Below are 11,495 nucleotides of genomic sequence, written 5' to 3'. Positions count from 1 at the left end.
TCCAAGTTCAGATTGAGGGTTGCAACCCACCCTCATGACGTTGGAATCCCTAGTAATCAGACGTTATCATCGTCTGGTGAATATGTCCCTGCTCCTTGCACACACCGCCCGTCAAACCACCCGAGTAGGGTTTAGATGAGGCTTAGTTTTTAACTAATTCAAATCTAAGCTCAGCGAGGAGGGTTAAGTCGTCACAAGGTAGCCGTAGGGGAACCTGCGGCTGGATCACCTCCTTTTTCTTTTCAAAATTCTAAAGAATTTTGTAAAGCATTACGAATCTTCGATTCGAAATGTATTTTTCTAATGAAATTGTTTTTGCTTGTTGTAAAATAAGTTTGAAAATAATTTTAATAATAATGAGATGAATTGTGTAAAAGCTTTTACTGGTGCGTGTTTATGTTGCCTAGCAACGTAAAACAATCGCCAAGCAAAAGTCCTATAACACAAACGCATGTATTTATTATGAAAGAAAAATAAGAAAATGAATTGAACAAATTCAAAAACATTTGGAAAAAGGTATTATTGGCTCTTTTTTATTTTCATATCGGTGAAATATTTTACATTTCACCTTCAACACCAGGCATGCTTTGCCCAGCAGAGCATAATAAAAATAGTGCAAGTTCAGATGGGCCTGTAGCTCAGCCTGGTAGAGCACCGGTCTTGCACACCGGGGGCCCCGGGTTCAAATCCCGGCGGGTCCATTTATCGTCATAAGAAAATAAAGTGAATCCTAGTCGGGATTTGAACACACAAAAAAATCTGCGGATTTTTTGTGCGACGCTCACTGCGTTCGGTCGAATCCCAGCCTGGTCCATTTTATTATCACAAAAGAATTTGAAAAAAGATTTTTCAAATTTTGTTCACAATCATTTATTACAAATGGTAATTATCGACACTTAAGCAATGCCGATAGTTTGGTTGAAGTATGATGTTGTTTCGACAACAAAAGCTTTGTGTCATATTCATGAGACCATGCATAAGAATGCACACAATAAGTTTCAATCCTAAAAATTGAAGCGAAATGAAGATCCGCTACGCTAGTAGGTGGATGGCTTGGCTTAACCGCTGATGAAGGACGTGACAAGCAACGAAATGCTCTGGCGAGGTGCATGTAGCCTTTGACCCAGAGATATCCGAATGTGACTTCACAGTAGATCCGTAAGGATGGGGAACGCAGGGAACTGAAGCGTCTTAGTACCTGCAGGAAAAGAAATCAATTGAGATGCTGTTAGTAAAGGCGATCGAACGCAGCATAAAGCAAACTGAATCCTGTATTGAAAGATATAGGAGATGTGGTGTTTAGGCCTTTTTTTATCTCGCTGAACCGACTCGAAGTCTGCTGGAAAGCAGCACGATAAAGGGTGAAAGTCCCGTAGAGTAAGGAACAGAGGGAGTAAAGGTACCTAGAGTACTGTTAGCTGGATACCTAACAGGAATATGGGGGTATCAACCTCTAACATTAAATACGTGTTAAGTCCGATAGTGAACGAGTACCGCGAGGGAAAGCTGAAAAGAACTCTTAACAGAGTGTGAAAAGATCCTTAAACCTACTAGTTATAGAATGTTACGGGCCCTTCGGGGTTCTAACGTCCGTTTTGAATAACGGGCCGGGGAGTTTTCTTGTATGGCGAGGGTAAGTGTTTTTCAACACGGACCCATAGCGAAAGCAATATACGCGCAGGCAACGAGGCGTATGGTACTAATCTGCCAAATAGTCATATGGGATTGACCCGAAGCTAAGTGATCTAATCCAGAGTAGGGTGAAGTGGGGGTAAAACCCTGTGGAGGCCTGCAGAAGTTCTACGTGCAAGTGTTTTTCTAACTCAGGTTTAGGGGTGAAAAGCCTATCGAACTTAGTGATAGCTGGTTCCTACCAAAGTTGGCGTGCGTCAAGCCTTGGACAAGATAGTTGCGATGGTAAAGGCACGGATTAAGGTCTTAGGGGGAGAAATCTCTCGGATCTTTGTCCAACTCTGAATGCTGCAACATCAACGCGTCCAGGAGACGGCGATCGGGGTAAGCTTGAGTCGCGAGAGGGGAACAACCCAGACTTTAGTTAAGGTCCCTAAATGCTAATTAAGTGTGAAAGGGTGAAAAGTGTCTATACACGTAGACAGCGAGGAGGTTGGCTTAGAAGCAGCCATCCTATAATAAGTGCGTAACAGCTTACTCGTCAAGTGTATAGGCCTGGAAAATGGACGGGGCTAAATTAGCTACCGAGACTAAAGGCATGCACATGAGTGCAGTGCGGTAGGTAAGGTGTTCTCAGTGGGTAGAAGCAAGTCTGAAAAGATTTGTGCACCGCTGAAGAAATAAAAATCCCGGTGGTAGTAGGATCAAAGCAGTGTGAGAATCACTGTCGCTGAAAGGGCAAGGGTTCCTTGACAATGTACATCAGTCAAGGGTTAGTCGATCCTAACTGTACTTGTAACTCAATGTACGGGAAAGGGAAATCGGTTAATAGTCCGATACTATTGTTGTATATGTGGCAACACAAGTTCCATTACTGACGCGGTGGGCTAGGTAATCATGTACTGTCGTACATGTTAATCAATGCAAATCACGGGAGTATCATTATGATGAGAACGTGATTAACGTCGAGAACAGCTCCCTTATGGGGGGTGTTACTGATGCCTTACGCCCTTGAAAAGGGAATGGAAATAGATCAACAATATTCGTACCCAGAACCAACACTGGTGCCCCTAGGTGAGAAACCTAAAGTGTGCAGGTGTAATCCAATTAAGGGAACTCGGCAAATTGGCCCTGTGCCTTCGGTATAAGGGGTTCCTGCTGTAATGTCCGTATGGATGTAACAGCAGGATACAATAACTAAGGCGGTCCGACTGTTTAACAAAAACTTAGCACTCTGCTAGCCTGTAAAGGTGTGTACAGAATGTGACGTCTGCCCAGTGCCAGCACTTCAAACTCGGGTTCAACCGGGCTAAGAACTGGTAAACGGCGGGGGTAACTATAACTCTCTTAAGGTAGCGAAATGCCTTGCCGTTTGATTGACGGCCTGCATGAATGACGTAACGAGATCGCCACTGTCCCTAGTTGGAAACCTCCGAACACATTCTTCTGGTGCAAAGGCCAGAGACTTCCAGTGGGAAGTGAAGACCCCGTGAAACTTTACTGTAGCTTATAGCTGCGACGTGAGTTTTGTTGTACAGCGTAGATGGGAGTCGTTATGTTTTACTCGCTAGGGTAGAAATAGACGCCAATGAAACACCATCCAACGGGATTTACGTTGCTTACATATTGTTATATGAACAACTATAGGCGGACAGTTTGGCTGGGGTGGCACCCTGCTGAAAGCATATCAGTAGGGCCCAAAGGTAAGCTCAGACCGGTCAGAAATCGGTCGTAGAGTGCAAGAGCATAAGCTTGCCTGATTGATTTCCTACTAACACGGAAACCAAAAACGAAAGTTTGGTCTAGCGAACTTCTATGGCTTCTTGATGGGGCCTAGAAACGACGGAAAAGTTACTCCGGGGATAACAGAGTCGTCGCACCCGAGAGCTCTTATCGACGGTGCGGCTTGCTACATCGCTGTCGGCTCTTCCTATCCTGGTCGTGCAGAAGCGACCAAGGGTGGGGGTGTTCACCCATTAATAGGGATCGTGAGCTGGGTTCAGAACGTTGTGAGACAGTTTGTTTAATATCTACTGGAAGTGCAAAAATATCTGAGGGGAAGAATCTTCTAGTACGAGAGGAACGAAGAATCGTGGCCACTGGTCAACCTGTTGTCTGACAAGGCAGGCAGGGCAGCTACGCCATAATGGATAAGTACTGAAAGCATCTAAGTACGAAGCCATCCGCAAAAAGAGATATTTTGAACGCGATTAGAAGAATCGGTTGATGGGCACGGCGTGTGCGCACTAAGGTGACGAGGTGCTTAGCGTGCGTGTACCAATAGTTCAAACCTTCTTCATTTTTGTGTGTGTTCTCTTTACTGGCTTAACCGCTGGTGAAGGTTACGTTGAACGTAACTATGCATGGTCTTTTTTTTCTTTTTTTTATTGCTTCATTTTAATACATATTTGCGTAAGCACTATGTTTTGATGATTTCAATAAATAGAAAATAAAGCTATAATTCTAAGAAATTGATAGGTTGTAGCGAGAGCTATGGATAATTTTTAATACTACGCAACATATACACGCTCATGCCGAACACAGAATTTGTTATGCTCGTTATTTTCTTTTTCACTCTTTTTCTATTAGTATTAAAAAAAGAAAGTCTTAAAAAAATTACTGAAAACTTATTCTCTAAAAAAGAGAAGGAAAAATATCAGCAGATCTGCCCAAAATGTGGTTCAGAGAAAATAGAAAATAATTTTACAAACAGAGCAGGTATAGCGTATGGTGCTTCAATTGGCAAGAAGTGCAACGCATGTGGCTATGAAGGACAGTTTTACATTGAAGTGGAAGAGAAAGACAGTAAGAAAGTACCTGCAAAAATAAAAAACAAAGGAAAAAGTGAAGAGATTGAACAAATGGATATGACCTTTGGAAAAGGATATGCTTTTTTTGCGATAATTTTTGGTGCTCTCTCAGTCCTTTTTGGAGTAGTTATTATTTTTATGGATGAAGGATTATTTGTAGGAATAGTAATTGTTCTCGAGGGAATGTTTTTCATTTACTGTGGAAAAAAGAGACAGTCCTTGAGGTCTTAAAATGTCAGAAGAAGGTCTCATCAAAAAAGTGTGTCCAAAATGTGGGTCAGAAGATTTGGATAATCTATTTGTTATACGACAATATTCTGGCAAAGCAGGAAGATTCAAAGCATTTTGTAAAACCTGCGGATGGTGTCCTTACCTTAACAAAAAATGGACAGCAGAAGAGCACAAACAGTGGGATCGAATAGGAATTGGGCTTACGATTTTAGGAGTCATCCTCCTTTTCTTAGGGTTTGCATTTACAGGATATGAAATAAGCTCCCTTTTCAAAATACTTGGATTTATTTTCACAGGAATTGGGATTTTTATTTGGAAAGCACCATATACGTTTTGAGGTTTAAACATTAAGCAAAATAATCTTTCTTTATCTTGAATAATTGCCAAACAGGTAAGTGAGTAAAATATATATTGTCCACAAATATAATAACTATAACTAATAAGTGGACAACACTACAGCGTAAACTGATCCATCACAACGTCAAACATCTTTTCACAATATCCTTTAACTTCTTTTTTATTATGTAAATCTATTGCCTCATAGTATTTTTGCCTTACTTTTACAGGGATAAACACTTTTGGATATCCTGCTTGCATTAAAATCCAGTTCATTAACGCCCTTCCTGTTCTCCCATTGCCATCCTCAAACGGATGTATTTCTACAAATTGTGCATGAATCAAACAAGCCAAAACAAAGGGATGGATTTTACGCTTAGAATCATAATAAAATTGAATCATTTTTCTTAAGAGTGGACGTACTTTCTCTGACTCAGGAGGAATATGATCTGCGCCTTCAATTTTAACAGGAAAAAAGCGCACTCTTCCAGGATAGACCACTCCTGTGTTTTGTGTTAATATGTTGTTTAGTTTTTCCAGAAACTCAATAGTTAACTTTCCTTTGTATTCTTTGATAAACGCAAATGCTTCTCTCCCATTGATAGCTTCGTTATAATCTTTTGGTGGAGCGCCTGATGGGATCTGCTTTTCTTTGATAATCAAATACGTATCTCGTAATGTTAATCTATTCCCCTCGATTGCGTTTGAGTTATAAGTAAATCGTATTAAAAAATCTGCTTCTTCCTTCTCAACAATGGTTTTGGGTATGGTTTTACGATGATGATTGAAAACCTCTTTGAAATCATCAATTATTTCCAGTTTATTGGCATCAAGGTAATCACTGTTGTAAATACCATACTCCTCAAGCTTAAGCTCTTTGAGTTTCTGCCCAATTTCTTCTCGTGTAGGCTCTTTTTCACCAAGCTTGATTCGTATTTTCTTCCATTCGTTTTCTCCAATACGAATAGTCTTTCCAAGATAATAAAACAGCCTTTTGCCAGATTTTATCTTATCAACATAGGCCATAACAGAACTATTGTCCACATTATATATAAATCTTTTTATTTTGTGGACAATAAACTAAAGCGCGTATAATCGAATTCTGGAACACTACAGAGATGTAGAAAGCGATAACATTTATAAGACACCCCGCCCTCTTTCATAATATGAAAGATTTTAGTCCTGGAAAAAGAAGACAGTTTGGCGGAAGGAATTCTAAGAGAGAAGACCGAGGAGAAAGCAGATTCCGCAGCAGAAATGGAGATAGATCATCATCTGAAAATTCGGAGAGATTTAGTCCAAGATCCGAACGAAGAGAAGATGACAGAGAGAGAAAATTTGAACGACATACAGTCACGTGTGATTCCTGTCACCAAAGATGTGAAGTTCCATTTAAACCAACAGGGAACAAACCAGTGTATTGTAGTGATTGTTTCAAGAAAAAAGACCATGGCCCAAATATGAGATCACACCAATCTTCTGAAAATATGGATTTGGTGCATGAAAAACTAGATAAGATTATGAGAGCATTAAACATTGAATAATGTTCACTCAAAACAATCTTCTTCACAAAAGGTATTTCTTCTTCCCTCAAATGTGCAATTTCCTTTCTTTTCAATAAGATTTCCATCTAAAAATTCACGATAGCTGTTCAATAAAGAAGTGCAATCACTGCAACGTCTGAAATCAGTTCCAATTTCCACTTCAAAATTCTTCTGATCAATCTGCCGAATTTTCGACGGAACGCTCGCGGTTTGCTTAAACTCACGATAAATAGTTTCAATAAATCGATTATCATAAAGTGCGTTAGACAAAGTAATCTGAAGAATACATTTTTTTGGAGCTTTTGTACTCACCAAATCTTTGAAAACAGTGATGCAACGTTGTGATCGCATCCGTTGTTTGTCCTCTTCATTCTTTTTTGCGAGAGAAGCAGGAAGTTTAATGCTTCCGTCAGGGTTGAATTCCATAAGAATTTTTGTTTGAGGCATGTTTATATGCGTTGTGATTGTAGACAAAAAAGTTTAAAAAAATCAGTTACCGTTTACTAACATCAGAAACAGTAACAGATTTGACATACGCCGGCTTATTTTTGTAAAGCGCACCAATAATGAGTTCTTCAGGAACAGAAGAAACAATAAGAAGTTGTTGTGCTTCATAGTGAGGAGTGATATCTGCAATAACCCCTTGTGCTTTGAATGTTCTTTTAAGAACATTTCGCAAAGCGTCAACGCCTCTCTTGGAACTTCCACGGATGTCTGCGTCTATTCGATACATTTTTTGCGCTTTTACTATTGCGCTGTGCTCTTCTGCGCCTGCTTTTGTTTTATCGACAAGATATTCAAGGAAATGCTGCTCCGCAGGAGATCGAACAGAATCATAACGAAGTCTTCCAAAAGGGACACGATCTTTGTATGCCTCTTGAGCTGCCGCAAGCAATGCATAGTAAGTATTTCTTTCAGCATACGGAATAAGCGCAGGAGGAATTCCTTGATGAAGCAAATAAAGATTTTGTAAGAAACGAGCAGTGCGTTTGTGTGCTTGTTTCATTGGTTGGATAGTCACATACGCAAAATGAAAATCTGCTGCCTTCAATATCGGATCGTTTGGAGACGTTGCAACATAATCTAAAAGTTCTTCCATCCGTTCCCCTATTTTATGGGGTTGACAATAAACATAAAAATCTCCAGCAGGTCGCCCAGGGCGTTCTCGACCAAGGCGAACTTCCCTATATGTAAAGCCATTGCCTGGAAATATCCTCCCCGCTATCTCTGTAATAAAATGATGACTTAAGCGACCAGTAAAATTATCACTTGCATACGCCCAAGCAGCACGCATATTTTCTAAAGCACTCGGATCACCCTTTCCAATTTTGTGGGATTGCGTTAACGCATCTTCATTCATGACTCGCAAAATTCTTTCTGTAAGAGTGTCTGAGTAAAGAGCATACGTCCGCGCAGTAGCAAGTAAACGGCGTGTCTGCTGAATAGACTTATGAACTGCTTCCATAAAATAAAAGTCATGGCACTTCTTTATATATTTTTCTCAATTTAACTACTAAGAAAAAGTAACAATAACATTTATAAGTAAGCACAAAATTAAGAGAAGAATGCCATTCAACAAACCACCTCACTTACAATATCTTAAAAGAAATTTAGATTGGTATATCGCTGAGCATGCGGATAGACAAAGCACGATGGGACAATCACGATCAGTAATTCCTGCATATAACATAAATGAAGTGTTGAGAAGAAATAAAGGGCGACAATATAAGGGAGTTCATCACTTTTGTGCGGCAGAAGAAGACGGAGAATTGCTGACATGCGTTATCTTCAAAAGAGATAAACCAAGACAACCAGTTGAATATTTTCATACATTGTATCTTGGAGCAGAAACACAAGACTGTTTTGAAGTAGAACGGCTCATTCTTGAAGGGTTAGGAATCACTATTGAAGATGTACAAAGAAGTCTCATTGCAAAGCATTAATTGTGCACATGTCCAGAAAACTATAAATACCCCCTTCTCTAAAAATAACCAATGAAGAAAAAGAAACACAAATCTCGCTGCGCGAATCATAACAAAAACATGATAGCGGGCGTTATCGCGCTTCTCTCCATCATTGCGTTAACAGCATTCGCGCAATGGACAGGAGGAACAGGAGATACCTTTCTCACAGGCGCGGTCATTCTCAAAAACGCGTGCACAAGCACCCCCGATCTTTATGTTCTCGTTGGTTCAAACGACAATTTCGTCTACGCGTTAGACGCGACAAGTGGCTGCGCTGCGTGGAAATTCGATGCTGGCGGCGATATTAAAGCAAAAGTAGCAACAACAAGCGACACCGTTTTCGTTGGAACAACAGCGAGCGAACTCTACGCGATCAATTTTGACGATGGAACAGAAACATGGCAAGTAGATACAGGGAAAATACAAGGCAGTGTCGCGACAGATGGTTCCTATGTTTATGCAGGAGATAACGCGGGAACGTTCGGCGCCTACGCAGTTGGTTCAGGAACAGAAACATGGACATACACTGCAAATAACATTAAGTCTGATGTTGTTCTCACTGATGGCGTCGTGTATTTTGTCAATGAATATTTGAAAGTGGGTTATTTAGTTGCGGTAGACACCACAAAGCAAACTGCAAAATGGATTTTCACCGCGACAGATAAAACACAAATCTGGGCTGCGCCAGCAGTCACAACAGACGCGATTTATGTCGCGTCAGGAAGCACGTTATACAAAATCAACAAAGATTATGGAGTCGCTGTCTGGAGTTTTAAGGCAGGAAAAAGTATTCGAACACAACCAACAGTGGACACGAAAGGAATTATTTATTTTGGCAGCAGTGATGGCTATTTCTACGCAGTAAACAGCAAAGATGGCAAGCTTGTTTGGAAATACCAAGTCAACGCGGAAATGAGCGGCAGTGCGGCAGTTGATGATGCGTACGTCTATTTTGGCGCGCAAAACAGCAAAGTCTACGCGTTGAATAAAGCAACAGGAGCGCTCGTTTGGGAATTCAAGACAGGTGGAAAGATCTTTGGCAGCGTCACCTTATATGAAGACATGCTCTATGTTCCTTCAGCGGATTATAGTGTGTATGCGCTGACCGCGGCAACAGGACAACAAGTCTGGGCATATAAAACAAAAGGCGCGTTGTATGGTGGAATTGCTGTAGTAGAAGGATAAGAAAATAAAAAAATAAGAATGTAAAAATCAGTTACCATTCATCTTCATCATCGAAAAAGTACATGCGCTCACCCCTCATGCTCGTTGAATGCGCGTTATTGCTTTTCTTTCTATATAAAGTTTGTTTTTTTATAGTAAACGACACAATTATGTCCGTTACTATTAGAAGAAACTTAATAAATAATCCCCTTCCATAATTGTCAAAAGCGACCGACCACCACCTATCAATAGCTTGGATGGCATGCTCGCTTCGCTCGGGTCGGTCGCTTGGGACTACTAAAGTTTTCCACCATTAAAATAATCGTACCACTGGTGACCGCTTTGCTCACACCAGTGGAAAACTTCAGTATTATAATAAATGACAGAAACATTATTTACAACAATAGAATTCCAAATGAGTTTATTGTTATTCGTAGCGTTAGCAGGCTATTTATTAGCGTCAAGAATAAATCAATCAGCGGTCATAGGAGAGATAATCGTTGGTGTGATCATTGGTCCAAGTTTATTGGGACTTATCACCTACACTGATTTTGTTGCAAGCGTCGCTCATTTGGGCGCGATAATCTTGCTCTTTGTCGTTGGTTTAGAATTTAAGCTTAAAGACATTTTTAATGTAAAATACTCCTTCATTGCTTTAATAGGGGTCATAATCCCATGGATTGGCGGCTTTTTTCTGACAAAATTTTTCGGATACGACTTTGGAAGCGCTGTTTTTGTGGGAACAGCATTAACAGCAACCAGCATCGCGATAACCGCCAATGTTCTTAAGGAAATGGGCAAGCTGCAAACAGAGGCTGCAAAAGCGATCATAGGCGCAGCGGTCATTGATGATGTGTTAAGCCTTCTCGCATTGTCAATTTCTACACAAATTGTCGCTGGAGCGTTTTCTTGGTCGTCAACGCTTTTTGTTTTGATAAAAGCGGCTCTATTTTTAGCAGCCGCCTCTTACGTGGGCATAAAATATCTGAGTCCGATGCTGGAAAGAGTGGATAAAAGCAAAATAGCAAACAAATTTCCAGAGTTTGTTTTTATTTCCGCGATGATGCTCGCGTTTTTTTACGCGATGATTTCCGAACTTATAGGGCTTTCCGCCATTGTCGGTTCTTTTATCGCGGGGATGGCTCTTGAAGGAACAATGATACAGCATGGTAAAAATTATAAGGAAGGCGCTGAATATTTGCACATCATATTCGCGTCTATCTTTTTCGTTTCACTCGGTATTCTCGCTGATTTCCATGCCTTAACCTTTGGAGTAATTGGCTTTTTGATTGCGTTGACATTTATAGCGATAGCAACAAAAGGAGTAGGGTGCTACATTCCAGCAAAGCTTCAAGGATTTTCTCATAAAGACGCATCAATTGTTGGCTGGGGCATGTCTCCAAGAGGAGAAGTGGCGATGATCGTTGCGTTAATAGGTCTCAACGCGGGTCTTATCAAACAAGATATTTATGTTTCTCTTGTTTTAATGAGCTTGCTCACCACAATTATAACTCCGCTTGTTTTGAGGAACTGGCTGTATAGTGGAGAGAAGTGATTTCTTCTTCAAACGTACTTATTAGAGAGCAAACAGAAGGATTTAAATAAGAGTTTTTCCCATTTTTAGTTGAGGTGAAAAATGGAAGAGCTCGGCGTATTTATTTTTCTTTTGGGAACGGCTCCGGTGAAAATCTCTAACAATATTGCTTTCAAGTTGTGAAGGATAACTCTTGCAGCGACTTCAGAGTGTTGCGCTCTGAAAGAGACGCTTCGGACGTAGTCTCCGAAGCGTCTCTTGAAACTAGAATTATTGTATT

General features: G+C 40.5%; 9 protein-coding genes, 1 tRNA gene and 2 rRNA genes. 9 read left to right on the top strand and 3 right to left on the bottom strand.

Annotation, left to right across the window (positions count from 1 at the left end; all coding sequences use genetic code 11):
- From HZC31_01645 to HZC31_01625, 5 genes are all read left to right on the top strand, one after another.
- Positions 1-235 (top strand): 16S ribosomal RNA (locus tag HZC31_01645); the annotation flags it as partial.
- A gap of 392 nt (positions 236-627) precedes the next feature.
- Positions 628-701 (top strand) — tRNA-Ala (locus HZC31_01640).
- A gap of 339 nt (positions 702-1,040) precedes the next feature.
- Positions 1,041-3,873 (top strand): 23S ribosomal RNA (locus HZC31_01635).
- A gap of 290 nt (positions 3,874-4,163) precedes the next feature.
- Positions 4,164-4,673, top strand: a complete 510-nt coding sequence (locus tag HZC31_01630) for a hypothetical protein (protein MBI5002063.1) — start codon at positions 4,164-4,166, stop codon at positions 4,671-4,673.
- Position 4,674: 1 nt separating this feature from the next.
- Entirely contained in the window at positions 4,675-5,010 is a 336-nt protein-coding gene (locus HZC31_01625) for a hypothetical protein (GenBank protein MBI5002062.1), read from the top strand.
- A 116-nt stretch (positions 5,011-5,126) separates the two neighbouring features.
- Here HZC31_01625 and HZC31_01620 read toward each other — a convergent pair whose 3' ends face one another.
- Positions 5,127-6,035 carry a Fic family protein gene (locus HZC31_01620; protein ID MBI5002061.1) on the bottom strand — a complete coding sequence of 303 codons (909 nt, stop codon included), beginning with the start codon at positions 6,033-6,035 and terminating at the stop codon, positions 5,127-5,129.
- 140 nt (positions 6,036-6,175) lie between these two features.
- Between HZC31_01620 and HZC31_01615 the strand changes: the two genes are divergently transcribed.
- Complete coding sequence (locus tag HZC31_01615; protein ID MBI5002060.1) at positions 6,176-6,553, top strand: hypothetical protein; 378 nt, start codon at positions 6,176-6,178, stop codon at positions 6,551-6,553.
- A 3-nt stretch (positions 6,554-6,556) separates the two neighbouring features.
- Here HZC31_01615 and HZC31_01610 read toward each other — a convergent pair whose 3' ends face one another.
- Positions 6,557-6,979, bottom strand: coding sequence for a hypothetical protein (locus tag HZC31_01610; protein ID MBI5002059.1), 423 nt, complete (start codon positions 6,977-6,979; stop codon positions 6,557-6,559).
- A 67-nt stretch (positions 6,980-7,046) separates the two neighbouring features.
- Positions 7,047-8,018, bottom strand: a complete 972-nt coding sequence (locus HZC31_01605) for a Fic family protein (protein ID MBI5002058.1) — start codon at positions 8,016-8,018, stop codon at positions 7,047-7,049.
- A 100-nt stretch (positions 8,019-8,118) separates the two neighbouring features.
- Here HZC31_01605 and HZC31_01600 point away from each other — a divergent pair, with 100 nt between their 5' ends.
- The 3 genes from HZC31_01600 to HZC31_01590 all read left to right on the top strand — a co-directional run bounded on the left by HZC31_01600 (position 8,119) and on the right by HZC31_01590 (position 11,236).
- Positions 8,119-8,496 (top strand): hypothetical protein, encoded by a 378-nt coding sequence (locus tag HZC31_01600; GenBank protein ID MBI5002057.1) that lies wholly within the window; start codon positions 8,119-8,121, stop codon positions 8,494-8,496.
- A gap of 51 nt (positions 8,497-8,547) precedes the next feature.
- Positions 8,548-9,702 carry a PQQ-binding-like beta-propeller repeat protein gene (locus HZC31_01595; GenBank protein MBI5002056.1) on the top strand — a complete coding sequence of 385 codons (1,155 nt, stop codon included), beginning with the start codon at positions 8,548-8,550 and terminating at the stop codon, positions 9,700-9,702.
- Positions 9,703-10,060: 358 nt separating this feature from the next.
- The gene (locus HZC31_01590) at positions 10,061-11,236 is read left to right on the top strand and encodes a cation:proton antiporter (GenBank protein MBI5002055.1); all 1,176 of its coding nucleotides are present in this window, start codon (positions 10,061-10,063) and stop codon (positions 11,234-11,236) included.
- The last annotated feature ends 259 nt before the right edge of the window (positions 11,237-11,495 follow it).

This window comes from Candidatus Woesearchaeota archaeon (assembly GCA_016214075.1).
Classification (GTDB): Archaea; Nanobdellota; Nanobdellia; order Woesearchaeales; family DSVV01; genus JACRPI01.
Note: the sequence above shows the minus strand (reverse complement) of the source record. Positions and strands in the feature narration are given on the sequence as shown.

Coding starts and splice junctions, on each gene's coding strand:
- HZC31_01630 (MBI5002063.1), top strand. CDS start 4,164: ATGCCGAACACAGAATTTGTTATGCTCGTTATTTTCTTTTTCACTCTT.
- HZC31_01625 (MBI5002062.1), top strand. CDS start 4,675: ATGTCAGAAGAAGGTCTCATCAAAAAAGTGTGTCCAAAATGTGGGTCA.
- HZC31_01620 (MBI5002061.1), bottom strand. CDS start 6,035: ATGGCCTATGTTGATAAGATAAAATCTGGCAAAAGGCTGTTTTATTAT.
- HZC31_01615 (MBI5002060.1), top strand. CDS start 6,176: ATGAAAGATTTTAGTCCTGGAAAAAGAAGACAGTTTGGCGGAAGGAAT.
- HZC31_01610 (MBI5002059.1), bottom strand. CDS start 6,979: ATGGAATTCAACCCTGACGGAAGCATTAAACTTCCTGCTTCTCTCGCA.
- HZC31_01605 (MBI5002058.1), bottom strand. CDS start 8,018: ATGGAAGCAGTTCATAAGTCTATTCAGCAGACACGCCGTTTACTTGCT.
- HZC31_01600 (MBI5002057.1), top strand. CDS start 8,119: ATGCCATTCAACAAACCACCTCACTTACAATATCTTAAAAGAAATTTA.
- HZC31_01595 (MBI5002056.1), top strand. CDS start 8,548: ATGAAGAAAAAGAAACACAAATCTCGCTGCGCGAATCATAACAAAAAC.
- HZC31_01590 (MBI5002055.1), top strand. CDS start 10,061: ATGACAGAAACATTATTTACAACAATAGAATTCCAAATGAGTTTATTG.